Source organism: Pseudoxanthomonas daejeonensis, from assembly GCF_022637495.1.
Classification (GTDB): Bacteria; Pseudomonadota; Gammaproteobacteria; order Xanthomonadales; family Xanthomonadaceae; genus Pseudoxanthomonas; species Pseudoxanthomonas daejeonensis.
The window spans coordinates 713,096-738,420 of record NZ_CP093331.1; the positions used below are offsets into that span (position 1 = coordinate 713,096).

The following is a 25,325-nucleotide window of genomic DNA, read 5'->3' on the forward strand; positions in this document are numbered from 1 at the left end:
CACAGGATCCGCCATGGCCAATCGCCTGCTCGACACCTGGCATCGACTGCAGCGCTGGCCAGCCGGCGATTGGCTGTTCTCGCGCGCGGTGTGCTTCAAGGCGCCCTACTTCGCCACCATCGCCCCGCGCATCACCCGGCTGGAGCCGGGCTGCTGCGAGGCCACCATCCGTCACCGCCGCAAGGTCACCAACCACCTCGGCACGGTCCACGCGATCGCCCTGTGCAACCTGGCCGAACTGGTCGCCGGGGTGATGACCGACGCCAGCCTGCCGGCATCGATGCGCTGGATTCCGCGCGGCATGACGGTCGAGTACCTGAAGAAGGGCCAAGGTCCGATGCAGGCGGTGGCTACGCCCGACGTGCCGCCGGTCGAGGCGACCGAAGGCTACGACCTTCCGGTCAGCGTCGTGGTACGCGACCGCGAGGGCGATGCCGTGTTCCGCGCGCGCATCGCGATGTGGGTGTCGCCCAAGCCGACACGTAGGGGCTGAGGCCGCCGCGCCGAGGAGAGGGAGATGCACGCGGACGTTCCCCTGCTGCTCTGCGCCCTGCACAGTTTCGGCCTGGCGGCCTTCCACCTCGCCTTCTGGCGGCTGTTCGGCTGGAAGCACGAGCTTGCCAGGGTCGGCCTGCCGACCCGCGCCATCATCCAGATCCTCAACCTGCGCCTGGTCTACTTCTTCCTGGGCGTGGGCATGCTGTGCCTGCTGTTCCCGGCCGAGCTTCGCGGAACCGCGCTCGGCCGGGCATTGCTGTGGTTCATGGTCCTGTTCTGGATCGGGCGGACGATCGAGCAGTTCGTGTTCCTGCGCGTGAACCGGCCCCTCGTCCATGCGCTCACCGCGCTGTTCGTCGTCGGCGCGGTGCTGTTCTCGCTGCCGCTGCTGCCGGCCTGAGTCGCCTCAGGCCGGACTGCCGTCGGCAACGGCGGCCGTATCCCGGCCGCCCGGCAACCGTTTCTCCTGGCGCAGCAGCTGCAGCGCCGAGAACGTCATCATGCCGGCCACCAGCACGCCGAAGCCGAACACCGCGCTGGAACCGAATGCGGACAGTCCCTTGTGCAGCCAGACGAAGGTCAGGTCGGCGCCGCGGTAGATCACCGTGTCGATCGCCGCGCCGGCCTTGTAGCGCCACTCGCGCCCGACCCGGGTATAGATCGTCTCGCGCGCCGGCTTGGCCAGCGAGAACTCGCTGGCGCGGGTGAACACCTGCACGACCGCGATCATCATCGGCAAGGGTGAAGCCGCCAGGATCGAGAAGCCCAGGATGATCGCCACGCCCGGGATCAGCAGCGCCGGGGCGATGCCGAAGCGCGACATCAGCGCGCGGGTGATCAGCAGCTGCACCACCAGGGTGAGCGAGTTCACCGCCAGGTCCAGGGTCGAGAAGAACGCGGCGCGCTCCTCGGCGGTGGCGAACGCGGTGCGCGCGATCCGGTTCTGTTCGTTGTACAGCAGGGTGCCGATACCCACGCCCAGCACCACCAGCAGCGCCAGCCAGCGCAGCAGCGGCTCCCTCGCCACCAGCTTCAGGCCCGCCAGGATCTGGCCCCCCATCGGTTTCTCGCCGCTGGCCAACCCGCGCTCGGCCTCGCGCGCCACCGCGTACTGGCGCAGCCGCGCGATGCACACCACGCACACCGTCAGCAAAGCCGCCGACACCAGCATCATGTTGGCGATGCCGACCCGCTCCACCAGCGTCCGGGTCAGCACCGGTCCCAGGAACGCACCCAGGGTGCCTGCCGCGCCGATGTAGCCGTAGTACCGCTTGGCCTCCGCATTGCTGTAGATGTCGGCCATGAAGCTCCAGAACACGGCGACCGCGAACAGGTTGAACACCGTGATCCACAGGATGAAGGCCAGTCCGCGCCCGGCCACGCCGCTGTCGAACATCGCGTAGAACAGCAGCAAGGTGATGATGAAGAACCCGTAGATCGCCGGCAGGAACACCCGCCGCGGGAAACGGCTGACCAGCCAGCCATACACCGGCTGCAGCAGCAGCATGATCACGAACACCGCGGTGAAGATGAACTGCAGGGTGAATTCGCCCAGCGCCACGCCGCGATCGGCGAAGAACGCGATCAGCGCGGGCGGGAAGACCGCCTCGACGTCGCTGGAGGCAGCCATCGCCTCGCGCACCGGGCGCAGCACGTAGTAGCCGCTGAGCAGGCAGAAGAAATACGCGAACGACCACAGCAGCGGCGGCGACTCGGCCATTGCCGAGCGGAGCCGGCCAAGCCGGGAGGAGGCCGTGTCTGCAGCAGTCATGGGCTAGGCGGTCCTGGGAGTCGTACCGGCCGGCCGCGCAGGCCCGTCCTTGGCGCGCACGGTATCCGATGCACTGCAACATCGCCAGCGGCGCAGCGGGGCGACGCAACACTTGCGCCGGACGCATGCCGGCCGACAGCATTGCCTTCGGGTCGGGGCAATGCCGCCCGCGGCCGACGGGGGGCGTGTGTACGACTACATCGTGATTGGCGCCGGCTCGGCCGGCTGCGTGCTGGCCGCCCGGCTCAGCGAGGAGCCGGCCTGCCGCGTGCTGTTGCTCGAGGCCGGGCCTCGCGACTGGAATCCACTGATCCACATGCCCGCCGGCCTGGGCCGGCTGGTCAACAACCGCACGATCAACTGGGACTACAGCACCGAGCCGGAGCCGGCCCTGCGCGGCCGTCGCCTCTGGTGGCCTCGCGGCAAGGTCCTGGGCGGCTCCAGCTCGATCAACGCGATGTGCTACACCCGTGGCACCCCGCGCGACTACGACGAGTGGCATTCCGCCGGTGCCGATGGATGGCGCTGGAAGGCGGTGCTGCCGTACTTCCTGCGCGCCGAGGGCAATGCCCGCGGTGCCGGACCGCTGCACGGCGCGGACGGTCCGCTGCGCGTGTCGGACCTGCGCCACGTCAATCCGCTCTCGCAGGCGTTCGTCGACGCCGGCGTGCAGGCCGGGTGGCCGCGCAACGACGATTTCAACGGCGCGGCGCAAGCCGGCGTCGGCCTCTACCAGGTGACCCAGCGCGATGGTGCGCGCTGCTCGGCTGCGGCCGCCTACCTGGCCCCGGCGCGCGCTCGGCCGAACCTGCACGTGGTCACCGGCGCGCAGGTGCAGCGCGTCGTGATCGAGCGCGGTCGCGCGACCGGCGTGGAGTACCGCCGACGCGGCCGCCTGCACTGCGCCACCGCCGAAGCCGAAGTGCTGCTCTGCGGCGGGGCGATCAATTCGCCGCAGTTGCTGATGCTGTCCGGCGTCGGCCCGGCCGGTGAACTGGGACGCCATGGCATCGCGGTGGCCGCCGACGTGCCCGGCGTGGGTGCCAACCTGCAGGATCACCTCGACGTGTGCACCCTGCGCCACTGCCCGCCCGGGGTCAGCTACGACCGCGCCAGCGAGCTGGGGATCGCGTTCGACTGGTTCCTGCGCGGCCGCCGTGGCGCGGGCACCAGCAACATCGCCGAAGCCGGCGGCTTCGTGCGCTCGTCGTTGGCCAGCGACGAACGGCCCGACGTCCAGTTCCATTTCGTCCCGGCGATGCTCGACGACCACGGCCGCAACCGCCTGAACGGCGACGGCTTCACCGTGCACGCCTGCTTCCTGCGCCCTCGCAGCCGCGGCCGGATCGGGCTGCGCGATGCCGCGCCGGGATCGCCGCCGCGCATCGAGGCGGGCTACCTGTCCGATGCGGAGGGCTTCGACCTGAAGGTGATGGTGGAATGCGCGCGGCTGTCGCGCGAGCTGCTGGCGCAACCGGCGTTCGACCGCTGGCGCGGTGCGCCGATCTACCCGTCGCGCGAGGACCTGACCGATGCCGAGCTGGCGGACTTCGTCCGTGCCAAGGCCGAGAGCATCTATCACCCGGTCGGCACCTGCCGGATGGGCACCGACAGTGGCGCGGTGGTCGATCCGCAGTTGCGCGTGCGCGGGATCGAGCGACTGCGCGTCGTGGATGCCTCGGTGATGCCGTCCCTGGTCGGCGGCAACACCAATGCGCCCACGATCATGATCGCCGAGCGCGCCGCCGACCTTGTGCGAGGGCTTGCTGCCTGAACCGGCGTGCAGAAGCGGGCTTTTGAAACCCGACCGCGTCTACTGGGCGAGCCGACGATGGTCGGCTGCGATCTCCGCCTCGCCCAGTCGAAGGAAGCGCGCGGCGTTGTGGTAGAGGATGTCGCGCTTCTGCGCCGCGTCCAGGAACGGCGCGTCCTCGATCGCGGCGATCGCCTCGCCGATGGCGCCGGGCCAGTACATCTGGTCCGAACCGAACAGGATCCGCTTGCCGAACCCCGCTTCGACCATGCGCCTCAACGCGTCGTGGAACTGGGCCCGCGGGAACTGCCAGTCGTTGCAGCCCACGTCCACGTACAGGCCCGGATGGGTGTACATCATGGCGATCATCTCGTCGACCAGCGGCGAGCCGTAGTGCATGACGTAGACGCGCAGCTTCGGATGTCGTCGGAGCACCTCTTCCAGCTGGAACGGCGAGGTCGCGCTGGCGCGGTAATCCTCGTAGCCGGGGAAGCGCGCCGCGCCCGGAGGTCCCTCGCCCAGGTGGATCCCGACGGGGACGTCGAGCTCCTCGGCCAGCGCGAAATAGGGTTCGTAGCGCGGGTCGTCCGCGCGCAGGCCGCGATACTGCATGGCCACTTCGGCGAAGGCCTGCAGGCGACCTTCGCGATGCAGGCGGCGCATCTCGTCCGTCGACAGTTCCTTCTTCTTGCCGAAAGCCACGGCCGGCAGGAACAGCCCGGGCGCGGCCTGTCGCCACTGCGCCACCCGCTCGGGCGTGCCGTCGAGCACGGCTCGGCGCACGTTGTGGCGGCGAAGCTCGGCGATGCTCTGGTCCTGCAGCGCCTGGTCGCCGGAAGGCGCCAGCAGCGGCTTCTCGCAACCGGGGAAAGCGGAAAAATCGAACGGGGCGCGCGGATCGGCGACGGGCATCGTCACCCCTTGCGACCCGGGGCAGACCGGTGCACCCGGGGGCGCCTCCAGCGGCCAGGCGTGCACGTGCATGTCGATCACCGGACCTGGCGTGCCATCGTTTCCGGCCGCATCGGCATGGAAGGCCGCAGCCACCAGCATGGCAGCGACGACCAGAACGGATCCCTTCATGCGTCGTTCCCCGGAATGCAGCGGTGCGGCGGAAATGCTCAGCTTCGCTCAAGCAACGCCGGCAGCGGGCAATGCAGGACAGCGCAGACGGTCCGCAACAGCTCCGCTTCGGGCACGCTGACCCGCTGGTCGCTAGAGACCGCATCGACCAGCGCTTCGACCAGCATTTCCTTGGCGGCCGGCACGAGCGCGTCCAGTGGCGCCCACACCGCGTCCAGCGCCTGCACGCCCTCGGCCGGCGGCGCGTACGGCAGGTGGTCGCGCGGCAGCACGCGCTGCAGGCCCGCCAGGTAGGCGCGCTGCGCCTGCATCGGTGCGTCGGGATGACCAGCCTGGGCGAGAACCGCGAGCAGCGTGGCGAACTCCTGGCGCACGCCGGTGGCCTTGTTGCGACCGAAGCGAGCGTGGCGCGACGGATCCAGCGCTTCGCGCACCTGCACCTGGACCAGGCACGACAGGCAGTATTCGAACACCGACACGCGACCGTCGGTGTGGACCATCGCATCGATCGTGTCGAGGAAGGTTTCCAGCTCCGGTCGCGGGCGCTGGCGCAGCACCGGGAACGCCAGCGACGCCAGCGGCAGGCGCAGCGCCGGATGCAGCCCCTCCAGATGCAGGCGACGCAGCTCGAATGCCTGCTGCGCCATCGGCTCGCCGCAGCGCGCGACCACCTCGCTGCGCTGGCGCGATGCCACCGCCACGTCGGGATCCAGCAACAGGCCCACCAGCAGCGGCATCACCGCATCGCGCTGGCGCGCCAGCGCGCGCAGTTCTTCGCCCAGGCCCTCGACCAGGTCGTGCGCGCGGCGGTAGTCGTCCTCCGCCGGTGCGGCCACCTGGCGGGCGACCATCGGCGGCGTGACCAGCACCTGCGCGTCGGCCGGCGGCAATGGTGGCGGGCCTCCGGCTGCGCCTGCATCGCGTGCGGCGAATCCCAGCGCGACATCCTCGGCCAGACCATCGGGCGGCGTCGTCCGCCAGCGCGCTTCCAGTTGCTGCAGCTGGCGCGCGTCGAAGGTCGGCTCCAGCCGGCGGATGCGCTCGACCAGCGGCGGATGCGTGGCGAACAGGCCCGACAGCGCCGCCCCCGGGCCGAACAGCATGTGGCTCACTTCCTCCGCGTCGGCCTTGTCCTGCAGCTTCGAGCCCGCGTCCAGTCCGCCGATCTTCTTCAGCGCGCCGGCCAGCCCGCGCGTCTGCCGGGTGAACTGCACCGCCGAAGCATCGGCCAGCAGTTCGCGCTGGCGGCTGACCCCGGCCTTGATCATCCGCCCGAAGAACACGCCGATCGCGCCCACCGCCATCGCCACCAGCGCGGCGACCAGGACCGGCGTGCCTTCGCGGCTGCGCCCCAGGCGACCGTAGATGAGGATGCGCTGGCCGATCAGGCTCAGCATCAGGATCCCGAACAACAGGCCGATCAGGCGGATGTTCAGGCGCATGTCGCCGTTGAGCACGTGGGCGAACTCGTGCGCGATCACCCCCTGCAACTCATCGCGGTTGAGCCGGTCCAGGGCGCCGCGGGTCACCGCGATGGCTGCGTCCGACGGACTGTAGCCGGCGGCGAACGCGTTGATCCCGGCCTCCTGCTCCATCACGAACAACCTGGGTACCGGCACGCCGGAGGCGATGGCGATCTCCTCGACCACGTTGCGCAACCGCCGCAGCGAGGGATCGCGGGTATCTTCCGGAACGAAGGTGCCGCCCATCTGCGCGGCCACCACCGCCCCGCCGCCGCGCAACGAGGCGATCCGGTACAGCGAGCCCAGCGCGATCACCAGCAGGGTGCCCACCGTCGCCGCCGCCGTCGCGCCCCAGCTGCCGGTGAACAGCAGCGTGGCCAGGTCCACCGCCAGGACGATGCCCGCCACCGCCAGCACGAACAGCAGCACCAGCCGCCCCGAGCCGCGGCGCGCCGCAGCCTGATGCTCGAAGAAGTTCATCGCCCGCCGCTCTCCGTCGTCGATCGCATGATCATCGCCGCCAGGCCGGGCCGGCTCAGAACTGGACCTTCGGCGCCTCGCGTACCTCCGCCTTGTCGGCCGGGATGTCGAGCATCGCGGCGTGCGCGAAGTTGAACATGCCGGCGACCACGCTGGACGGGAACGTCTCGCGCTTGTTGTTGTAGCCCATCACCGCGTCGTTGTAGGCCTGCCGCGCGAACGCCACGCGGTTCTCGGTGGACGACAGTTCTTCGCTGAGCTGCATCATGTTCTGGTTGGCCTTCAGGTCCGGATAGGCCTCGGCCACCGCCATCAGCCGCCCCAGCACGCCGTTGAGCTGGCCCTGGCTGGTCGCCAGCTGCGCCATCGCCGCCTCGTCGCCCGGATGGGCCTTGGCCGCGGCCAGGCCGGACTGGGCCACCGAGCGCGCCGCGATCACCGCCTCCAGTGTTTCCCGCTCGTGGCCCATGTAGGCCTTGGCGGTCTCCACCAGGTTGGGGATCAGGTCGAAACGCCGCTGCAGCTGCACGTCGATCTGGGCGAACGCGTTCTTCCAGCCATTGCGGCTGGTCACCAGCCCGTTGTAGATGCCCACCGCCCACAGCGCCGCGCCCACGATCAGGGCCAAAAACACCAACAGGATCAACAAACTGCCCATTCATCTTCTCCTGGTTTGTGCACACACGAAATCCGGCGCTAGAATCGGCCGCAGCGGTAGCTTACAGGCATCAAAACAATGAAAGACGCGCGTGTCCGGCCAAATATCGGGCCCCGGAGAATCCGACCGCTGACGCTCGGCACGGTCAGCATGGGCTCGCTGGCCCTGCTGCTGGCGATGGCGCTGCCCTCGACCGCGCAGACACCGACCCTGTCGCCGATGTCGCTGCCGCCGCCGACCCAGCCATTGCCCTACCGCACCTACGCCGACGTTGACGTGCAGCCCGTCGCCGACGGCTTCGATGTCGCCCGCTTCGAGGCGCTCGCCGAACAGCTGGTCCAAGGCCAACGCGTGCCCGGCATGGCGATGGCGATCGTGCAGAACGGCCGCATCCTCAGCGTACGCGGCTACGGCGTCACCGATGTCAGCCGTCCGCAGTCGGTGGACTCGCACACCGTGTTCCGCCTGGCTTCGCTGTCCAAGGCGTTCGCCGGGACGATGGCCGGCCTGCTGGTCAATGACGGCAGCCTGCGCTGGGACAGCAAGGTCGCCGACTACGTGCCGGGTTTCCACCTGTCCGATGCCGGCTACACGCAGCAGGTGACCGTGGCCGACCTGCTCAGCCACCGGGTGGGCCTGAAGGCGCACAACGCGTTCGACCGCGACATCGAAGGCAACGCCGAGTACTACCAGGTGGCGCAGAAGCTCGGCTCGGCATCGCTGACCTGCGCACCCGGCCAGTGCTATGCCTACCAGAACGTCGCCTTCAGCCTGGTCGGCGACGTGGTCTTCGCCGCCTCCGGCAATTTCTACGAGCAGGCCGTGCAACGCCGCCTGCTCGTGCCGCTGGGCATGAACGACGCCAGCCTGGGCCTGGCCGGCATCGAATCGAGCCCGAGCTGGGCGCGGCCGCACGTGCGCAGCCGCAATGGCTGGGTCTCGATCAGCCCCAAGCCGACCTACTACCGCCTGCCGCCTGCCGCCGGCGTCAACGCCAGCATCAGCGACATGGCGCAGTGGCTGCTCGCCCACACCGGCCATCGTCCGGACGTGCTGCCGGCGCCCCTGCTGGCCACGCTGCACGCACCCGTGGTGTCGACGCCGGGCGAAATGCGCTCGGGCTGGCGCCGCGACCGCGTGCATGCCGCGAGCTACGCCCTGGGCTGGCGCGTATTCGACTATGCCGGCGAGGAAGTGGTGTTCCATGCCGGCGCGGTACAGGGCTATCGCGGGCTGACCGCGCTGCTGCCCGGCCGCGACCTGGGCATCGCCATCCTCTGGAACAGCGAAAGCTCGCTGCCCACCGGACTGTTGCCGACGATCATCGACCGCGCCATCGGCCTGCCGGCCGAACGCTGGCTCGACGTGGATACCGACTTCGGCGCCGACAACCTGATGGCCGAGGGCGCCACGCCGCCGGCCGCACCCGCGCAGGGCACCTCGTCCTCGACCTCGGTGGCGGCGCCGCACTGACCGCTCGCGCGGGGGCTATGCCTCGCGCCCTCTTCAAGAACTCCTGACCGCCTGCCAGGCATCGGCCCTGCCGCTGCGGCGGGCGTGGGTGCGTGGGTGCGTCGCTGGACGCTGGCCGATGCGCGCCCATAAAAAAACTCCCCCCCCGCTGGGCATCGGGGAGGGAGTCATTCGGTACGGCAATCGGGTTTGGATCAGATCAGCGGAGCCGGCGTAGCCGGGAGCGCGACCGGGGCCGACTTCTTCTTGGCGACCTTCTTCTTGGCCGGCTTCTTGGCGGCGGCCTTCTTTGCGACCTTCTTGGCCGGCTTCTTGGCGACCTTCTTGGCAGCCTTCTTGGCGGTCTTCTTGGCAGCCTTCTTGGCGACCTTCTTCACAGCCTTCTTGGCGGTCTTCTTGGCGGTCTTCTTGGCAGCCTTCTTGGCGGTCTTCTTGACAGCCTTCTTGGCGACCTTCTTGGCGACCTTCTTCTTGGCGGCCTTCTTGGCAACCTTCTTCACGGCCTTCTTGGCGGAAGCCTTCTTGGCGACCTTCTTCACGGCCTTCTTGGCGACCTTCTTCTTGGCAACCTTCTTGGCGGCCTTCTTCGGGGCGGCCTTCTTGGCGACCTTCTTTACGGTCTTCTTGGCGGCGGCCTTCTTGGCTACCTTCTTGACCGCTTTCTTGGCGGCCGGTTTCTTCTTAGCAGCAGCTTTCTTCGTTGCCATGGGTGGCTCCTCGTCAGTGAACTACGGATGGGTAACGCAACGCCCAGTCGCGAAAACCCGCGGCGGCGACCGCCGGGGGGAGTCCGTCGGCGCGATACGCACGTCGATACGGATACGGGAAGACCCGCGCGTTACCTCGGCGCGGGCGGTAGATCGGGGGTTCGCTGCATTTCTTGGAGGGAAGCGGGCCTGCTCCACCGACTGAAGGTTCCTGGTGGTCGCCCGAGTTGTGCTTCGCGTTGTGGTGTTGATTCGACTCACTCGCTTCGGCAGGCAGCGTCTGCTGGGGCGAAACCTAATCACGGTTTTTTTAACTGTCAACACCCGCCCGCATTTTTTTTCCGGGCAGTCGTCCCTGCCGCGGCGGCGGATCCTGCCGTCGCTCGCCTGCGCGCCGGACCGCCAAAGCGCACCGTCGCCGGATGCAATTCAAACCAATGCGTAAAACAAGTCGTTTTCCAATCGTGCATTCGCGCGAAGGTGTTCCCGGCGTCGCACGACCATAACCACCGAGCAAGGTGGAGCGACCTCGACGAGGCGTTTCCGATGCCCAAAAAAAATTTGCTCGGGGCGTTCCCGTTTCGCGTCGCACAAGCCGATTTGCGCAGAACTGCGCAAGCCCGGCGACGACGTTGGCGACGCTTTCGCGATGCCTGCACACGTCGTCCACGGACTCCGACGGCAGCATCGGGGGATGTACTTCCTGGCGTCCATCGACGCGGCGCCGCGCGCATGGCGCGACGGAACCGGCCCATGCCGCGGCGTCCTCGGGCGCCATCGAGCCGAGTCGCCACCCGCGTCGATGAGACGGGCAAAAAGAAAACGCCCGCTGGCGGGCGGGCGTTCTTCCTGTATCCGGCGGGAGCGACGGGACTCAGTCGTCCTCGCCCTCGATCAGTTCGGCGTAGTCGTCCGGGGAGAGCAGCTCGGCCAACTGGTCGGCATCGCCACCCTCGACCACGAACAGCCAGCCCTCGCCGTAGGCGTCCTCGTTGATGGTTTCCGGCTTGTCGGCCAGTGCCGCGTTCACTTCCACGATCCGGCCGCTGACCGGGCTGTAGACGTCCGAGGCGGCCTTGACCGACTCCACCACCGCGACTGCACTGCCGCCTTCGACGCTGTCGCCGACGTTGGGCAGCTCGACGTAGACCAGGTCGCCGAGCAGGCCCTGGGCGTGGTCGGAAATACCCACGGTGATGCGGCCGTTGCCTTCGACGCGCGCCCATTCGTGGGACTTGAGGAACTTGAGGTCTCCGGGGATCTCGCTCATGGGAATGCTCCGGTCACGCGTCGGTCTGGAAGGAGGGGCTAGTTTAGCGGAGGACTCCGCCGTGCAGGAACCGGCCGGCGCAAAGCGCGCCGGCCGCCCCGGTCAGCCGAGCACGCCGGGCTGCGCCTGGCCATCGCGCACGAACGGGAACTTCACCACGCGCACCGGTACCTCGCGCCCGCGGATGTCGACGCGAACCGGGCCCGGCTCGCCGGCCGGGACGCGCGCGAACGCGATCGCCTTGCCCAGCGTCGGCGAGAAGGTGCCGGACAGGATCTCGCCCTCGCCCTGCGCGGTGAGCACCTTCTGCCCGTGACGGAGCACGCCCTTCTCGTCCATGACCAGGCCGAGCAACTGGCGCGGGGTCCCCGCGGCCTTCTGCGCCTCGAGCACGCCGCGCCCGATGAAGTCGCGGCCGTCGTCCAGCGACACCGTCCACGCCAGGCCCGACTCCCAGGGCGTGGTGGTCTCGTCCATGTCCTGGCCATAGAGGTTCATGCCCGCTTCCAGGCGAAGCGTGTCGCGCGCGCCCAGGCCCGCCGGCTTCACCCCGGCTTCCAGCAGCGCGTTCCAGAACGCGACCGCCTCAGCTTCCGGCAGCACGATCTCGAAGCCGTCCTCGCCGGTGTACCCGGTGCGCGCCAGGTACAGCGGCACGCCGGCGGCGGCCTGCACCTCCAGCGCGGCGAAGCGGCCGAGCTTGCCGGCGGCCACGCGGTCGGATTCGCGCAGCAGCCCGATCACCTTCGCGCGCGCCTGCGGACCCTGCACCGCGATCAGGGCGAAGTCGGGGCGCTCGGTCACCTCGACGCCGAACGCGGCCGCCTGCTTCCCGATCCACGCCAGGTCCTTGTCGCGGGTGGCGGCGTTGACCACCAGGCGGAAGAAGGATTCGTCCATGTAATAGGTGATCAGGTCGTCGATCACCCCGCCGCGCTCGTCGAGCATGCAGGAGTACAGCGCCTTGCCCGGCACCTTGAGCTTGTCGACCGAGTTGGCCAACAGGTGGCGCAGGAATTCGCGCACCCGGGCGCCGCGCAGGTCGACCACGGTCATGTGGCTGACGTCGAACATGCCGGCGTCGCCGCGGACCAGGTGGTGTTCGTCGAGCTGCGAGCCATAGTGGATCGGCATGTCCCAGCCGCCGAAGTCGACCATCTTGGCGCCGAGCGCACGGTGGGTGTCGTTGAGGACGGTCTTGCGGGTCATGGCGGTCTCGCGGAAAGGAAGGCCGGCATTATCCCAGACTCCTTCTTCTGGAACTGTCACCGCGCCCGGGACCATGGCAGCCTCTCTATAAAGGAAGAGGGCGATGCGTCGCCGCACCGCCCTCCCTGCCAGACCCGCCACTCGCGGGCTTCAGGCTTCCTGCACCTTCAGCATCATTCCGTCGACCGCGACCACCCGTACCGGGGTTCCTGCGGGCAGGTCCGGACCTTCGACCGTCCAGAAGGCATCGCCGAGCTTGATCCGGCCGCGCCCCGCGACGATCGCCTGGTCCAATGGCGCGACCAGGCCGATGTTCTGCTGGGCGCGGCGGTTCAGCAGCGGCTGGTCGCTCTCGCGGGCGGCCTTGCGGAACCACTTCCGGTAGATCTGGATCGAGACGAAGCTGAGCACGACGAATGCGGCCACCTGTGCCAGGACCGGGATGCCCGGCACCACCAGCACGGCCAGGAACACGGCAATGGCCGCGAAGCCCATCCACAACATGAAGGCACCCGGCGCCAGCGTCTCAGCGGCAATCAGCAGCAACCCCAGCGCCGCCCAGCCGATCACGTCCACGCGCATGGCTCAGCCCCCCGGCCGCGGCGGCGGCATGCGTTGCCCGGTGCCTTTCTGCTGCTGGTCGGACAGCGCCTCGCGTGCGAGTTCGGCGATGCCGGCGATCGAGCCGATCACGCCGGTGGCCTCCATCGGCATCAGCACGAACTTCTGGTTCGGCGCGGTGGCCAACTCCTTGAACGCCTCCACGTACTTCTGGGCGATGAAGTAGTTGATCGCCTGCACGTTGCCGTTGGCGATCGCCTCCGACACCATCTGGGTCGCCTTGGCCTCGGCCTCGGCCAGGCGCTCGCGGGCCTCGGCTTCGCGGAACGCGGCTTCCTTCTGGCCTTCGGCCTGCAGGATCGCCGCCTGCTTGTCGCCTTCCGCTCGCAGGATCTCCGACGAGCGATGGCCTTCGGCCTCCAGGATCACCGCGCGGCGGTCGCGCTCGGCCTTCATCTGCCGGGCCATCGAGTCGACAAGGTCGCGCGGCGGCTGGATGTCGCGGATCTCGATGCGGGTGACCTTGATGCCCCAGGGATTGGTGGCGTGGTCGACCACGTTGAGCAGCTGGGCGTTGATGCGCTCGCGATTGGACAGCGATTCGTCCAGGTCCATCGAACCGATCACGGTGCGGATGTTGGTCTGGACCAGCGCGATCATCGCTACTTCCAGGGTGGCCACCTCATAGGCCGCCTTGGCGGCATCCAGCACCTGGAAGAACACCACGCCGTCCACGCGGACCACCGCGTTGTCCTTGGTGATGACTTCCTGGCTGGGCACGTCCAGCACCTGCTCCATCATGTTCACCTTGCGGCCGACGCCGTAGATGATCGGGATCAGGAAGTGCAGGCCCGGATCGAGGGTATGGGTGTACTTGCCGAAACGCTCCACCGTCCATTCGTAGCCCTGCGGCACCATCCGCACGGTCTTGAACAGCACGATCACGCCGGCCACCAGCAGTACTACCGCCAGGAAACCCGAAGAAAACATCCCCTTCCTCCTTGGCCGTTCGTGGCCATCCCATGTGGACCCAGTATAGGCAATGCACGCGGGCGGGAACCGGCCGGCCGGGGCGCGGTCGCAATCGGTTGAAAAGGAGTGCGACGCTTTCGCCGCCATGGGCATCCACACCGGATATGACCGCCCCACCCGCCCCCGATAGCGTCCACCTGCTCTCGCCAGCCAGCTGCCTTGCGCTCGCTCCAGCGCTGGCCGCGGCCGACCTGCGCGCGGACGAGACGGCGCCGCGCTCGGGCTTCGCGATCGAAGTGCCCGACACGCTGCTGGAGCGTGCGCGGCGCGGCGACTCCGCCGCGTTCGAGCAGATCTACCGCTGGTTCGAGCGCCCGGTGTTCACCCTCGCCCTGCGCCTGTGCGGCGACCGCGAGGAGGCCGGCGAAGCGCTGCAGGAAACCATGCTCAAGCTGCTGCGCCGGATCGGCGAGTACCGGGGCAGCGGGCCGTTCTGGGGCTGGCTGCGCCAGATCGCGATCAACGAAGCGCTGCTGCGGTTGCGCCGCGGTCGGCGGATGGAGGACATCCTGCCGATCGACGGGCACGACCTGGAGGACGGCGCGCCGCCACCACCCGCGGCCGCCGACGCCGCCCTGCTCCAACGCGCGCTGCTGGGCCTGCCAGCCGCCACCCGCAGCGTGCTCTGGCTGTACCACGCCGAAGGCTATACCCACGAAGAGATCGCCGAACTGATGCAGCGCACGCCCAGTTTTTCGAAGTCGCAGCTGGCGCGCGGCACGCGCCGCCTGCGTGCGCTGCTGCAGGTCGAGGAGGCCCCCCATGTCTGATCGCACCCCGATTCCCGCCCGCTCCCTCGCGCCGGCCGACTGGCACGATGCGTTCGCAGCGCTGCCGCTGGAAGCGCCGCCGGCCGATGGCTGGCAGCGGTTCGCCACGCAGCACGTCATTGCGTCGACGCGCCGGCGCCGTGCGCTGCCCTGGGCGATCGCCGCGGCGACCGCGTGCCTGGCCGCATTGCCGGTGCTGGTGTTCATGCGCCAGCCCGCACCTTCCACTGCGGCGGATGCGCCCGTCGTGGCCAGCGTCGATGCGCCATCCCTGCCCACCGGCGCGGCCGGCAACGCCACCACGACCGCAATCGTCGATGGCATCGGACCGCGCGTATCCGGCGCCGCTTCGCCAGCGTCCCCGCCTCCGGGCCTTTCCACCGCGCGGGCACCCGGCGTCGCGCTGGAGGAACTGCACGCCGAGTCCGCACGCCTGGAAGCATTGCTGACCGAACTGTCCGACGACGCCGGATCGGGCGACGGCGCACGGCTGGCGTTGACGATCTCCCTGCGCACGCAGGTCAGCTACATCGATGCCGCGCTATCCGGTGCCCCGCTCGACGAGCCCGCCCATGTCGACCTGTGGAAACAACGCGTGGAGATCCTGCGCGAACTGGCCGGCGTCGCCGCCGAGCAGCGCTGGAACGCCCTCTATGGCGGTCCGGCCGCCGACTACGCCCTGGTCCAGGTCTATTGAGATGCGCCCTTTCCATTGAACATCCGAGACGATGCCATGAGCCACGCGAATCCCCTCCCCCTGCCACGCACTGCGATGCTGGCCCTGTCGCTGGCCTGTGGCCTTGCCTTGCCGGCGCACGCGCAGGACAAGGCCGACCAGCAGAAGCAACTGGAGCAGGCACGTGCCGACCTCCAGTCGGCGGCGCGCCGCGTTGCCGAGCTGTCCGCCCAAACGGGCGTGGATGCCAACCGCATCGAGTCCATCCATATCGACTCCCGGCTCGGCGAGAACGGCAAGCCGCGCCTGGGCGTGCTGCTGGGCATCGATGAGCAGGCCGGCGTGCGCATTGCCGGGGTCACGCCCGGGGGTGGCGCCGACAAGGCGGGACTGAAGACCGGTGACCGGCTGCTGCGGATCCGCGGCAAGGCCATCCATGGTGCCTCCGGCGAGGCGCGGGTTGCCGACGCGCGTGCGGCCTTGGCCGTGCTGGAGCAGGGCAAGCCGGTACGGGTGTCGTACCAGCGCGATGGCAAGCAGCACGACGCGGACGTGACTCCGGCCGCGACGCAGCCCCTGGTCTTTGCGCGCACGATCTCGCGCGATGGCGGTGACGATCCGGTCACCACCGTGATCGACAGCGCCGACCTGGCCAGGCTCAAGGACCTGGGGCCGCAGCTGCGGGGCGAAGTGATTCGGCTGTCGCGACCCGGCTCCTGCCTGGGCGACGGCTGCACGGCCCCGCTCCTGGCCGAGGCATTGCGCTGGGACGGACTGAACCTGCTCGCCCTGGAGCCGGAGCTTGGCCGCTACTTCGGCACCGAACGCGGCGTGCTGGTGCTCTCGCAGGGCGCCCTGCCCGGTCTGCAGGCCGGCGATGTGATCCACAAGATCGAAGGCAAGACCGTCGCCAGCCCGCGCGAAGCGATGCAGGCAATGTCCGCAAGGAAGCCCGGCGAACAGGCCAAGGTGACGGTCATGCGCGACCGCAGCGTGCGCGAAGTGCAGATCACGGTGCCCGAGCGCACGCGCTCGCTGGATTTCATTCCCGTGCCGCCCGAGCGCCCGGCACCGCCAGTGCCGGCGGTGAGGGCACCACCGCTACCGAAACCCCAGGCAGCGGCGAGGGCTGTCCCGCTCTGAACGTGGCATCCCGCGAGTCCGAATACGCGCCGGAACCCACCGGCCTTTCCCCTCCCCCGCAGGACGCGGGGGAATTTTTTCGACTCAGTGCCTCGGTGCCACCGACTTGGCGAAGGCCTCGCCGCCCTTCGCGTCGGCCCACTCTCCTTCTTCCTCGCCGGTCTGCATGAACAGCAACGCGATCATCGCCATGCCGTCGACCCTGGTCTTCAGGTGCACGCGCGGCGGCAGCTCCGGCGGGCGCGCAACGCGACCAGTGGCTGACCTGTTCACGCGCGACCTCCCCCGCCTGAGCCAGACACGGAGAGAGAGGCGGTGGCGAGCGCAGCGCAGATGGCAGCAGCCGGCGGTGCGGTGCAAATCGTCGGTCAGCGACCAGGGCAACAGAAAAGAACCCGGTGAGCTGGCCTCCGGAAACGCATGCGGTCGTCCAGGAAAAAGCGAGGCGTGCCGGCGCCTTGCATGGTGCTTCAGCGCCGAGGGCCAAGCCGCCGCACGATGGCGACGGCCGAAAGCGGCGCGACGGCTACTTGGTCAGGATCAGCTTGTCGTTGCTGGTATGGCGCAGCCGGTACAGCTTGTCGCCGTGACGGATCAGGATCTCGCGGCGGCCATTGAGAAGCTGCTCGCTGCCCAGAGCCACTTCATCGGCGAGCGGCGCCGGAGCGGGTGTGCGTGCAGGTTGGACGTGCGTCAGGGTCAGGCGGTGCACATTCATGGTCGGGCTCCAACGGTAAGGGCACGGGAACCCTGTTAATGATAATTGTTCTCATTAACATGTCAAGCGACTCAGAGGGCGGCCGCGACCTCGAGCTGCTGCCAGACCGGCTCGTCGTACCGCTTGGCGATTTCCAGCGCTGAAAGGTTCTGGAGCAGCTGCGCGGTGCTGCTGGCGCCCAGGATCACGCTGCTCACGTGCGGGTTGCGCAGGCACCAGGCGATCGCCAGCGGCGCGGGCTTTTCGCCAAGTCCGGCGGCGACCTCGACGAAGCGCTGTGCGCGCTCGATCCTCCGCTCCTCGCTGTGGCCGACCACCAGTCGTTGCAGCCAGCCCGCGTCGGCCTGAGCCAGCCTGCCGTCGCGCTCCACGCCGCTGGCGTACTTGCCCGTGAGCAGACCCGAGGCCAGCGGTGACCAGATCGTCGTCCCCAGGCCCAGCTCCGAGTAAAGGGGCGCGTATTCCAGTTCCACCCGTTCGCGATGGAGCAGGTTGTACTGCGGCTGCTCCACGGTCGGAGCCGCCAGGTGGTTGCTGCGGGCGAAGCGCGCCGCCTCGCGGATCAGCGCCTCCGGCCACTCCGACGTGCCCCAGTACAGGACCTTGCCCTGCCGGACGAGCAGATCCATCGCGGCGACGGTCTCTTCGACCGGCGTATCCGGATCGGGTCGGTGGCAGTAATAAAGGTCAAGGTGTTCGACCCTCAGGCGCTTCAGTGCGCCATGGCAGGCCTCGATCACATGCTTGCGCGACAGCCCACGCTGGGTGGGCCGGGGCTCGTCCACCGAACCGAAGAACACCTTGCTCGAGACGCAGTAGCCGTCGCGCGGCAGGCGAAGGTCGGCGATGACATCGCCCATGACCCGCTCGGCCTCGCCGTTGGCGTAGGCCTCCGCATTGTCGAAGAAGGTGATCCCGTGGTCCCAGGCCGCCGCGATCAGTTCGCGCGCCTGGCCACGCCCGACCTGGCGGCCGAAGGTCATCCAGGCGCCGAACGACAGCGCGGACAGCTGCAGGCCGGAAGCGCCGAGGCGGCGATATTGCATTGGGGGATCTCCCGCGAACGATGGCTCCAGTCTAGTGGGTGGCATGGACCGGGGGCCTGCAGAGCGTACAAGCGCGCCGCTCGCGCCGACGTGGAGCGGGGGTTTGCCCTGCTCGCTGAAGACGTTCAGTCAGCCTGGATCGAGGGGACGGGGTGGGGCCTGACCTGCTAGGATTTCGCAATTATTTAACATCCGCAGGGGATTCCATGATCGAGGCACTGGGGCGGATCGGTTTCGGCCTGTTCGGGTTGGCCGTGCTGATCGGCATCGTCTGGCTGTGCTCGAACAACCGCCGCGCCGTCGACTGGAAGCTGGTGCTGACCGGCGTGTCGCTGCAGATCGCCTTCGCCGCGGTGGTGCTGCTGGTGCCCGGTGGACGCCAGGTCTTCGACCTGCTCAGCCATGGCTTCGTCCGGATCCTGGGTTTCGTCGCCGAAGGCTCGAATTTCATCTTCGGCAGCCTGATGGATATCGAGAAGAACGGCTTCATCTTCGCCTTCCAGGTGCTGCCGACGATCATTTTCTTCTCGGCACTGATGGGCGTGCTCTACCACCTCGGGGTGATGCAGGCGGTGGTGCGGGTCATGGCCCTGGCGATCACGAAGGTCATGCGCGTTTCAGGCGCCGAGACCACCAGCGTCTGCGCAAGCGTGTTCATCGGCCAGACCGAGGCGCCGCTGACCGTGCGCCCGTACATCGCCAAGATGACCCAGTCCGAGCTGCTGACGATGATGATCGGCGGCATGGCCCACATCGCCGGCGGCGTGCTCGCCGCCTACGTGGGCATGCTCGGCGGCGGGGACCCGGAACAGCAGGCGTTCTTCGCCAAGCACCTCCTGGCGGCCAGCATCATGGCGGCGCCGGCAACCCTGGTGATCGCCAAGATCCTGGTGCCCGAGACCGGCGAGCCGCTGACCCGCGGCACGGTGAAGATGGAGGTCGAGAAGACCACCGCCAACGTGATCGATGCGGCCGCCGCCGGCGCCGGCGATGGCCTGCGCCTGGCGCTGAACATCGGCGCGATGCTGCTGGCCTTCATCGCGCTGATCGCGCTGGTCGACGCCCCGCTGAAGTGGTTCGGCGACGTCACCGGCATTGCCGCGTGGCTCGGCCAGCCCACCAGCCTGTCCACCCTGCTCGGCTACCTGCTGGCGCCGATCGCCTGGGTGATCGGCACGCCGTGGGCGGACGCGACCACGGTCGGTTCGCTGATCGGGCAGAAGATCGTGCTCAACGAATTCATCGCCTACAGCCAGCTGTCGAGCATCATCAACGGCCAGGTGGACGGCGTGACCCTCAGCCCGGAAGCTACCCTGGTGGCGACCTATGCGCTGTGTGGATTCGCCAACTTCAGCTCGATCGCGATCCAGATCGGCGGCATCGGCGGACTGGCGCCTGAACGACGCCAGGACCTGGCCCGATTCGGCCTGCGCGCGGTGCTGGGCGGTTCGATCGCCACCTTCATGACCGCGACCATCGCCGGCGTGCTCACCCACTTCGGCTGAGACGCTCGCCGGGTTTTTCCGACGGACGGGCCCCTGCGGCCCGCCGTTTCCGTTTTCCGTTCTGATTTCCACGTACAGAGGTCGCATGAATTCGGTCATCGTCGTCGGCTCCTTCAACGTCGACCACGTCTGGCGCTGTGCCGAGCTGCCTGCGGTCGGCGCGACCATCGCCGGCCAGTACAGCACCGGACCCGGCGGCAAGGGCTTCAACCAGGCCGTCGCTGCGGCACGGGCGGGCGCGCGTACCGCCTTCGTCTGCGCGCTGGGCGATGACGCCGGCGGCGCGCTGGCGCGCCAACTCGCACAGGGCGATGGCATCGACCTGCGGGCCGAGCCCAGCGAACAGCCCACGGGCACGGCCGGCATCTACGTGGATGCGCGTGGCCGCAACAGCATCGTCATCGGTGCCGGCGCGAACGGCACCCTGGGAACGACTGCGGTAACTGCCGATTCGTCGCTGTTGGCAGGCGCGCGCATCCTGCTCGCCCAGCTGGAGTCACCGGTCGAGACGATCGAGGCCGCACTGGCTTTGGCGCGCGACGCGGGCCTCGTCACCCTGCTCAACCCGGCGCCGGCCAATGCCGCCAGCAGCATCAGCCTGCTGCGCCTGGCCGACCTGCTGACCCCCAACGAGACCGAGTTCGCCGCCCTGCTCGCCCGCCATGTCGGCGAGCGGATCGAGGCCGAGGCCGTGGCCACGCTGGACGGTGCCAGCCTGCATGCCCTGTGCCGCCTGCTGCTGCCGCACGGCAGCGTGGTCGTCACGCTGGGTTCGGTCGGCGTGTTCGTATCGCATGCGGACGACCAGACGCGCGGCGATCCCCAGCCCTACTACCGCATCGGCGCTGAAACCGTCGCCACCGCCGACACCACCGGTGCGGGCGATGCGTTCAATGGCGCATTGGCCGCCTCGCTCGCGCGCCTCCCCGACTCGCCGTTCGCCACCCACGTGCGCTACGCCAACCGGTTCGCCGCGCTGTCCACCGAACAGGCCGGCGCCGCGGAGGCGATGCCGTGGCACGCCGGCGTGCTGGACCGCTTCGGTCCCTGATCGCGGCGCCATGCGCATCGGCCGCCATGCCATCGAACCGCGCGTGGTCCTGGCGCCGATGGCCGGCGTCACCGACAAGCCGTTCCGGCTGCTGTGCAAGCGGATGGGCGCAGGCCTGGCGGTCTCGGAGATGACGATCAGCGACCCGCGCTTCTGGAACACGCGCAAGTCGCTGCAGCGCATGGACCACGCTGGCGAGCCGGACCCGGTCAGCGTGCAGATCGCGGGCACCGAACCACGGCAACTGGCCGAGGCCGCGCGCTACAACGTCGACCACGGCGCACAGATCGTCGACATCAACATGGGCTGCCCCGCCAAGAAGGTCTGCAACGCATGGGCGGGGTCGGCGCTGATGCGCGACGAGGCGCTGGTCGGCCGCATCCTCGATGAGGTGGTCGCCGCCGTGGATGTCCCGGTGACGCTGAAGATCCGCACCGGCTGGGACGCGGCCAACCGCAACGCGCCCACCATCGCCCGGATCGCCGCGGCCGCCGGCATCCAGGCGCTGACCGTGCATGGCCGGACGCGCGACCAGCATTACACCGGCGATGCCGAGTACGCGACGATCGCCAGGATCAAGTCGGACATCTCCATTCCGGTCATCGCCAATGGCGACATTGATTCGCCACAACGCGCCGCGCAGGTACTGCGCGACACCGGCGCCGATGCGGTGATGGTCGGACGCGCGGCCCAGGGCCGACCCTGGATCTTCCGAGAAATCGCCCACTACCTGGCGACCGGCGAGTTGCTGGCGCCCCCTTCGATCACCGAAGTCCGCGACATCCTGCTCGCCCACCTCGAAGCGCTGCATGCGTTCTACGGCGAAGAGCAGGGCGTGCGCATCGCACGCAAGCACCTGGGCTGGTACGCGAAGGACCGGCCGGAGAACGCCGCCTTTCGCGCCGTCGTCAACCGCGCGCAGTGCGCCGCAGACCAGGTGGCGCTGACGCGCGAGTATTTCGACGCGCTCGAATCAGGCGTACTTTTAGCGCACGCCGCTGCCTGACGCGGCTCGAAGGTTGCTTCATGTAACCATCCATCGCTTAAACGTTACTTGCGTCACCCTGCATACCGGCACTGTGCATGCGGCGCACGCAGGAGGACGCTGGCGATGCCGGAAGCACCCGGCACGTGGCCCTTCTGCCACGGAACCTGCAAGGGCTCTCGCCCCGGAGGCTGTCATGTTTGCACGCATCGCCGTTGTCGCGGCCGCGCTGGCCGCCGCTCCTTCCGCATTCGCCGCCGATGTCACCGTTGCCGATCTTTCCCGCGACACGGGCGTGAGCGAACGCCATATCCGCATGGTCGCCGGGGCGCGTACGCCCTACCCCGAATACCGGATCGTGTTCGACCGCGTCGAGCGCCAGCTGAAATCCGCGCTGGGCCAGGAAGGCTACGAACGCCTGCTCGAAGGCGACGTGGCGGCCGCTTCGCAGATCCGTCGCGCACGCATCGCCGATGAAACGGCGGTTGCCGCGAAGGCCAAGCAACCGGCAGCGGGCGAGCGTCGCACCGAAAGCTGACGCACCGTCCGCTCAATCGCCCGTCGTGGTCGCCTGTCCCTGGACGACGGCCATCGGCGGGGCCTGCCAGATGCGATGCCACATGGTACCCAGCCGCCGCCGCGCCTCCAGGGGCATGCGCAGCTGTTCCGGTGACGTCGCGCGCCAGGCTTCGCCCTCGCGCTGTGCGACCGCGAACACGAAGGTGTAGTCGGGCTCGGCGCCCATGCGCAGGTCGGCCAGTTCCAGCCGGCCATCGCGTTCGCGCGCCTTCATGAAACCGTGATTGAACCACGCAAGCCGGCGCACGGCAGGAAGGTCGCCGGCTTCGTGCAGCGCCTGCACGTTGGACGGATAGCTGCGGAACTCCATCGGTCCGCGGTCGGCGACGATGGAACGCTCGCCCTCGACGAATCCCGAAGGCGTCATCGCAACCACGCGCCATAGCAGCGTATTGAATGGCATCGGCACGGAGAACCGCGGCGCATCGCCCAGGCCCATGGCCGCGAGACTGCGTTGTGCCTCGCGCTCGACCATTCCCTTGGCCAGCAGCGACCAGCCCAGGTAGGCGCTGCTGAGCACCAGGCCGGCGACCAGTGCGTGTTGCGCCAGCCGTCGTCCGCGTGCGAACCAGGCGATCGCGCACGCGAGCAGCAGCCAGACCGTGTAGGCCGGATCGATGATGAACACGCTCGACCACATCACCGGGGGCGTAGAAAGCGGCCACCAGAGCTGGGTTCCATAGACTGTGAACGCATCCAGCAGCGGATGCGTTATCAGCGCCAGCTGGATCGCCCAGAACCAGCGCCGTGGCGATTCGGCCACGCGCCCGTTCCCGAAGCGGCGGAACAGCCACCAGACCAGCCAGCCCAGCAGCGGCAGCACGAACAGCGAATGGCTGAAGCTGCGATGCACCGTCATCCGGACCACCGGATCGTCGCTGAGCAGCGCGAGCGGAATCGCGTCCAGGTCCGGCAGGGTGCCCAGCGCGGCACCGGCCAGGAGAGCCGCGCGGCGATGGCCAGCAGGCGCGATAGCGGCGGCGACCGCCGCACCGAGGACGATCTGTGTGAGGGAATCCATGCGCGAATGCTAGCAGGGCACGTGTCCGCGGCCGCTGCGCGAGGGGTTGCCCGTGCGATCCCGCGTTCTGCAAGACCGATCCCCTTGAACGGTCCGCGCAGCTTCATGCCATGCCTGCAATCGCTCACCCCGCCGTGGCATGGCCCGCAAGCGCGAGGGCAACGGCGCGGCACCTCGCCACGCAGCTATAGCTGGCCGAGGCGAGAGCCCTGAGTGCCGCTGCGCGGGAGTGGCGGAGGACTGCCTGATGAGCCGTCCTCGCTGCGCGGCATCGGCGGCGACCGCCCCCTGCCCATCGCGCACGGCGGTTCGGCCGAGGTTCCGCGCCCGCAGCGGTGGCGTCCCGTAGGCAGCCGCTCCCTGCGGCTTGGCCCGGCGCCGGGACCGTGACTGCGCTGGGCCCGGGCCTGGACTCGACGTTACTCATCGGACACATCCGCGACGGCGTTCCCGCCATGCGGCCTGCGGCAATGCGTCACAAGACGGCCAAGCGCAGATGAAGCGTGTCGCGCCGGCTTAACAGCCGGCCAACCGGCGGGCCGGCACAATGCACCCCGGGCCGGACCCGTGTATCATTCGCGCCCATCTCTTCATCCGAATACAAGGATATAGCCCGATGTCCAGCTATCTCTTCACCTCCGAATCGGTCTCCGAAGGCCATCCGGACAAGATCGCCGACCAGATCTCCGACGCCGTCCTCGACGCGATCCTCGCCCAGGACAAGCGCGCGCGCGTGGCCTGCGAGACGATGGTGAAGACCGGCGCGGCGATCGTCGCCGGCGAAGTCACGACCAATGCCTGGGTCGACATCGAGGCCTTGGCCCGCAACGTCATCAACGAGATCGGCTACAACAATTCCGACGTCGGCTTCGACGGCCACACCTGCGCCATCATCAACATGCTCGGCAAGCAGTCGCCGGACATCGCCGCCGGCGTGGACCGCAAGAAGCCCGAAGAACAGGGCGCGGGCGACCAGGGCCTGATGTTCGGCTATGCCTGCAACGAGGCCCCGGAATTCATGCCGGCGCCGATCTACTACTCGCACCGCCTGGTCGAGCAGCAGGCCAAGGTCCGCAAGAAGAAGAACTCGCCGCTGCCCTGGCTGCGCCCGGACGCCAAGTCGCAGGTCACCCTGCGCTACGACAACGAGCACAACGTGCTCGGCCTGGACGCGGTGGTCCTGTCGACCCAGCACGACCCGGGCATCAAGCAGAAGGACCTGGTCGAGGGCGTGTACGAGCACATTCTCAAGCCGGTGCTGCCGAAGAAGTGGCTCGAGACGCTGCCGAAGAAGAAGGTCCACATCAACCCGACCGGCATCTTCGTGATCGGTGGGCCGGTGGGCGACTGTGGCCTGACCGGCCGCAAGATCATCGTCGACAGCTACGGCGGCATGGCCCGCCATGGCGGCGGTGCGTTCTCGGGCAAGGATCCGTCGAAGGTCGACCGTTCCGCCGCCTATGCCGCCCGCTACGTGGCCAAGAACATCGTCGCCGCCGGCCTGGCCGACCGCTGCGAAGTGCAGGTCTCCTACGCGATCGGCGTGGCCGAGCCGACCTCGATCTCGGTCACCACCTTCGGCACCGGCAAGATCAGCGACGAGCAGATCGAGAAGCTGATCCGCAAGCACTTCGACCTGCGCCCGTATGGCATCGTCAAGATGCTCGACCTGATCCACCCGGTGTACCAGCTCACCGCTGCCTACGGCCACTTCGGCCGCAAGCCGCAGCAGGTCACCTACACCGACGGCGCCGGCAAGAAGCAGACCGCCACCGCGTTCTCGTGGGAGAAGACCGATCGCGCAGATGCCCTGCGCGCGGACGCCAAGCTGAAGTAAGCGCGCGGCTCATCGCCGGACGTGGAAACGGGCCGC

At 68.8% G+C, this 25,325-nt stretch carries 24 protein-coding genes and 1 pseudogene; 12 read left to right on the forward strand and 13 right to left on the reverse strand.

Annotated features, from left to right (window positions below):
* Window positions 1–13 precede the first annotated feature (13 nt).
* Together MNQ95_RS03340 and MNQ95_RS03345 are read left to right on the forward strand one after the other, a co-directional pair.
* A complete protein-coding gene (locus tag MNQ95_RS03340; protein WP_241953801.1) occupies window positions 14–493 on the forward strand; it encodes a hotdog fold domain-containing protein in 480 nt (159 codons plus the stop codon).
* A gap of 24 nt (window positions 494–517) precedes the next feature.
* Window positions 518–898, forward strand: coding sequence for a hypothetical protein (locus tag MNQ95_RS03345; RefSeq protein WP_241953802.1), 381 nt, complete (start codon window positions 518–520; stop codon window positions 896–898).
* Window positions 899–904: 6 nt separating this feature from the next.
* On the opposite strand, the gene MNQ95_RS03350 is transcribed toward MNQ95_RS03345, so the two are convergent.
* Window positions 905–2,269, reverse strand: coding sequence for an NTP/NDP exchange transporter (locus tag MNQ95_RS03350; protein ID WP_241953803.1), 1,365 nt, complete (start codon window positions 2,267–2,269; stop codon window positions 905–907).
* Between the two features lie 187 nt (window positions 2,270–2,456).
* Here MNQ95_RS03350 and MNQ95_RS03355 point away from each other — a divergent pair, with 187 nt between their 5' ends.
* The gene (locus MNQ95_RS03355; protein ID WP_241954344.1) at window positions 2,457–4,043 is read left to right on the forward strand and encodes a GMC family oxidoreductase; all 1,587 of its coding nucleotides are present in this window, start codon (window positions 2,457–2,459) and stop codon (window positions 4,041–4,043) included.
* Between the two features lie 39 nt (window positions 4,044–4,082).
* On the opposite strand, the gene MNQ95_RS03360 is transcribed toward MNQ95_RS03355, so the two are convergent.
* From MNQ95_RS03360 to MNQ95_RS03370, 3 genes are read right to left on the reverse strand one after another with little or no spacing between them, the layout of a single operon-like run.
* Window positions 4,083–5,105, reverse strand: a complete 1,023-nt coding sequence (locus MNQ95_RS03360; RefSeq protein WP_241953804.1) for an amidohydrolase family protein — start codon at window positions 5,103–5,105, stop codon at window positions 4,083–4,085.
* Between the two features lie 38 nt (window positions 5,106–5,143).
* Entirely contained in the window at window positions 5,144–7,048 is a 1,905-nt protein-coding gene (locus tag MNQ95_RS03365; RefSeq protein ID WP_241953805.1) for a M48 family metallopeptidase, read from the reverse strand.
* 55 nt (window positions 7,049–7,103) lie between these two features.
* Window positions 7,104–7,706, reverse strand: a complete 603-nt coding sequence (locus MNQ95_RS03370; RefSeq protein WP_162409564.1) for a LemA family protein — start codon at window positions 7,704–7,706, stop codon at window positions 7,104–7,106.
* A 150-nt stretch (window positions 7,707–7,856) separates the two neighbouring features.
* Between MNQ95_RS03370 and MNQ95_RS03375 the strand changes: the two genes are divergently transcribed.
* Window positions 7,857–9,179 carry a serine hydrolase domain-containing protein gene (locus MNQ95_RS03375; protein WP_241953806.1) on the forward strand — a complete coding sequence of 441 codons (1,323 nt, stop codon included), beginning with the start codon at window positions 7,857–7,859 and terminating at the stop codon, window positions 9,177–9,179.
* 518 nt (window positions 9,180–9,697) lie between these two features.
* Here the strand turns inward: MNQ95_RS03375 and MNQ95_RS03380 are convergent.
* The 5 genes and pseudogenes from MNQ95_RS03380 to MNQ95_RS03400 all read right to left on the reverse strand — a co-directional run.
* Window positions 9,698–9,772 (reverse strand): annotated as a pseudogene (locus MNQ95_RS03380) (histone); the annotation flags it as partial.
* A 988-nt stretch (window positions 9,773–10,760) separates the two neighbouring features.
* Window positions 10,761–11,156 carry a glycine cleavage system protein GcvH gene (gcvH, locus tag MNQ95_RS03385; RefSeq protein WP_162409570.1) on the reverse strand — a complete coding sequence of 132 codons (396 nt, stop codon included), beginning with the start codon at window positions 11,154–11,156 and terminating at the stop codon, window positions 10,761–10,763.
* Window positions 11,157–11,258: 102 nt separating this feature from the next.
* Entirely contained in the window at window positions 11,259–12,365 is a 1,107-nt protein-coding gene (gcvT, locus tag MNQ95_RS03390) for a glycine cleavage system aminomethyltransferase GcvT (RefSeq protein WP_241953807.1), read from the reverse strand.
* Window positions 12,366–12,515: 150 nt separating this feature from the next.
* Window positions 12,516–12,947: an NfeD family protein gene (locus MNQ95_RS03395; protein WP_162409574.1), complete on the reverse strand. Its 432-nt coding sequence runs from the start codon at window positions 12,945–12,947 to the stop codon at window positions 12,516–12,518.
* A gap of 3 nt (window positions 12,948–12,950) precedes the next feature.
* Complete coding sequence (locus MNQ95_RS03400) at window positions 12,951–13,916, reverse strand: SPFH domain-containing protein (protein ID WP_162409576.1); 966 nt, start codon at window positions 13,914–13,916, stop codon at window positions 12,951–12,953.
* A 146-nt stretch (window positions 13,917–14,062) separates the two neighbouring features.
* Between MNQ95_RS03400 and MNQ95_RS03405 the strand changes: the two genes are divergently transcribed.
* From MNQ95_RS03405 to MNQ95_RS03415, 3 genes are read left to right on the forward strand one after another with little or no spacing between them, the layout of a single operon-like run.
* The gene (locus MNQ95_RS03405; protein WP_241953808.1) at window positions 14,063–14,728 is read left to right on the forward strand and encodes an RNA polymerase sigma factor; all 666 of its coding nucleotides are present in this window, start codon (window positions 14,063–14,065) and stop codon (window positions 14,726–14,728) included.
* Entirely contained in the window at window positions 14,721–15,425 is a 705-nt protein-coding gene (locus MNQ95_RS03410; protein WP_241953809.1) for a hypothetical protein, read from the forward strand. The genes MNQ95_RS03405 and MNQ95_RS03410 overlap by 8 nt, the downstream gene beginning before the upstream one ends.
* A 36-nt stretch (window positions 15,426–15,461) precedes the next feature.
* On the forward strand, window positions 15,462–16,547 hold the full coding sequence (locus MNQ95_RS03415) for a PDZ domain-containing protein (protein WP_241953810.1): 1,086 nt from the start codon (window positions 15,462–15,464) through the stop codon (window positions 16,545–16,547).
* A gap of 84 nt (window positions 16,548–16,631) precedes the next feature.
* Here MNQ95_RS03415 and MNQ95_RS03420 read toward each other — a convergent pair whose 3' ends face one another.
* From MNQ95_RS03420 to MNQ95_RS03430, 3 genes are all read right to left on the reverse strand, one after another.
* A complete protein-coding gene (locus MNQ95_RS03420) occupies window positions 16,632–16,820 on the reverse strand; it encodes a hypothetical protein (RefSeq protein ID WP_241953811.1) in 189 nt (62 codons plus the stop codon).
* Between the two features lie 253 nt (window positions 16,821–17,073).
* Window positions 17,074–17,265, reverse strand: a complete 192-nt coding sequence (gene hemP, locus MNQ95_RS15835; RefSeq protein ID WP_162409584.1) for a hemin uptake protein HemP — start codon at window positions 17,263–17,265, stop codon at window positions 17,074–17,076.
* A gap of 71 nt (window positions 17,266–17,336) precedes the next feature.
* The gene (locus MNQ95_RS03430) at window positions 17,337–18,311 is read right to left on the reverse strand and encodes an aldo/keto reductase (protein ID WP_241953812.1); all 975 of its coding nucleotides are present in this window, start codon (window positions 18,309–18,311) and stop codon (window positions 17,337–17,339) included.
* A 206-nt stretch (window positions 18,312–18,517) separates the two neighbouring features.
* On the opposite strand from MNQ95_RS03430, the gene MNQ95_RS03435 reads away from it, so the two are divergent.
* The 4 genes from MNQ95_RS03435 (at window position 18,518) to MNQ95_RS03450 (ending at window position 22,390) form a co-directional block, all read left to right on the forward strand.
* Window positions 18,518–19,816, forward strand: a complete 1,299-nt coding sequence (locus MNQ95_RS03435; protein WP_241953813.1) for a NupC/NupG family nucleoside CNT transporter — start codon at window positions 18,518–18,520, stop codon at window positions 19,814–19,816.
* Between the two features lie 85 nt (window positions 19,817–19,901).
* Window positions 19,902–20,867: a ribokinase gene (locus tag MNQ95_RS03440; protein ID WP_241953814.1), complete on the forward strand. Its 966-nt coding sequence runs from the start codon at window positions 19,902–19,904 to the stop codon at window positions 20,865–20,867.
* Between the two features lie 10 nt (window positions 20,868–20,877).
* Window positions 20,878–21,873, forward strand: a complete 996-nt coding sequence (gene dusB / locus MNQ95_RS03445; RefSeq protein WP_241953815.1) for a tRNA dihydrouridine synthase DusB — start codon at window positions 20,878–20,880, stop codon at window positions 21,871–21,873.
* A 175-nt stretch (window positions 21,874–22,048) separates the two neighbouring features.
* Window positions 22,049–22,390, forward strand: coding sequence for a hypothetical protein (locus MNQ95_RS03450; RefSeq protein ID WP_241953816.1), 342 nt, complete (start codon window positions 22,049–22,051; stop codon window positions 22,388–22,390).
* A 12-nt stretch (window positions 22,391–22,402) separates the two neighbouring features.
* On the opposite strand, the gene MNQ95_RS03455 is transcribed toward MNQ95_RS03450, so the two are convergent.
* A complete protein-coding gene (locus MNQ95_RS03455) occupies window positions 22,403–23,452 on the reverse strand; it encodes a metal-dependent hydrolase (protein WP_241953817.1) in 1,050 nt (349 codons plus the stop codon).
* A gap of 616 nt (window positions 23,453–24,068) precedes the next feature.
* On the opposite strand from MNQ95_RS03455, the gene metK reads away from it, so the two are divergent.
* Window positions 24,069–25,289: a methionine adenosyltransferase gene (gene metK / locus MNQ95_RS03460; protein WP_241953818.1), complete on the forward strand. Its 1,221-nt coding sequence runs from the start codon at window positions 24,069–24,071 to the stop codon at window positions 25,287–25,289.
* Window positions 25,290–25,325: the final 36 nt, after the last annotated feature.

Bases quoted from the DNA above. Each gene is read 5' to 3' on its own strand.
- MNQ95_RS03340 (WP_241953801.1), top strand. From the start codon at position 14: ATGGCCAATCGCCTGCTCGACACCTGGCATCGACTGCAGCGCTGGCCA.
- MNQ95_RS03345 (WP_241953802.1), top strand. From the start codon at position 518: ATGCACGCGGACGTTCCCCTGCTGCTCTGCGCCCTGCACAGTTTCGGC.
- MNQ95_RS03350 (WP_241953803.1), bottom strand. From the start codon at position 2,269: ATGACTGCTGCAGACACGGCCTCCTCCCGGCTTGGCCGGCTCCGCTCG.
- MNQ95_RS03360 (WP_241953804.1), bottom strand. From the start codon at position 5,105: ATGAAGGGATCCGTTCTGGTCGTCGCTGCCATGCTGGTGGCTGCGGCC.
- MNQ95_RS03365 (WP_241953805.1), bottom strand. From the start codon at position 7,048: ATGAACTTCTTCGAGCATCAGGCTGCGGCGCGCCGCGGCTCGGGGCGG.
- MNQ95_RS03370 (WP_162409564.1), bottom strand. From the start codon at position 7,706: ATGGGCAGTTTGTTGATCCTGTTGGTGTTTTTGGCCCTGATCGTGGGC.
- MNQ95_RS03375 (WP_241953806.1), top strand. From the start codon at position 7,857: ATGGGCTCGCTGGCCCTGCTGCTGGCGATGGCGCTGCCCTCGACCGCG.
- gcvH (WP_162409570.1), bottom strand. From the start codon at position 11,156: ATGAGCGAGATCCCCGGAGACCTCAAGTTCCTCAAGTCCCACGAATGG.
- gcvT (WP_241953807.1), bottom strand. From the start codon at position 12,365: ATGACCCGCAAGACCGTCCTCAACGACACCCACCGTGCGCTCGGCGCC.
- MNQ95_RS03395 (WP_162409574.1), bottom strand. From the start codon at position 12,947: ATGCGCGTGGACGTGATCGGCTGGGCGGCGCTGGGGTTGCTGCTGATT.
- MNQ95_RS03400 (WP_162409576.1), bottom strand. From the start codon at position 13,916: ATGTTTTCTTCGGGTTTCCTGGCGGTAGTACTGCTGGTGGCCGGCGTG.
- MNQ95_RS03405 (WP_241953808.1), top strand. From the start codon at position 14,063: ATGACCGCCCCACCCGCCCCCGATAGCGTCCACCTGCTCTCGCCAGCC.
- MNQ95_RS03410 (WP_241953809.1), top strand. From the start codon at position 14,721: ATGTCTGATCGCACCCCGATTCCCGCCCGCTCCCTCGCGCCGGCCGAC.
- MNQ95_RS03415 (WP_241953810.1), top strand. From the start codon at position 15,462: ATGAGCCACGCGAATCCCCTCCCCCTGCCACGCACTGCGATGCTGGCC.
- hemP (WP_162409584.1), bottom strand. From the start codon at position 17,265: ATGAATGTGCACCGCCTGACCCTGACGCACGTCCAACCTGCACGCACA.
- MNQ95_RS03430 (WP_241953812.1), bottom strand. From the start codon at position 18,311: ATGCAATATCGCCGCCTCGGCGCTTCCGGCCTGCAGCTGTCCGCGCTG.
- MNQ95_RS03435 (WP_241953813.1), top strand. From the start codon at position 18,518: ATGATCGAGGCACTGGGGCGGATCGGTTTCGGCCTGTTCGGGTTGGCC.
- MNQ95_RS03440 (WP_241953814.1), top strand. From the start codon at position 19,902: ATGAATTCGGTCATCGTCGTCGGCTCCTTCAACGTCGACCACGTCTGG.
- dusB (WP_241953815.1), top strand. From the start codon at position 20,878: ATGCGCATCGGCCGCCATGCCATCGAACCGCGCGTGGTCCTGGCGCCG.
- MNQ95_RS03450 (WP_241953816.1), top strand. From the start codon at position 22,049: ATGTTTGCACGCATCGCCGTTGTCGCGGCCGCGCTGGCCGCCGCTCCT.
- MNQ95_RS03455 (WP_241953817.1), bottom strand. From the start codon at position 23,452: ATGGATTCCCTCACACAGATCGTCCTCGGTGCGGCGGTCGCCGCCGCT.
- metK (WP_241953818.1), top strand. From the start codon at position 24,069: ATGTCCAGCTATCTCTTCACCTCCGAATCGGTCTCCGAAGGCCATCCG.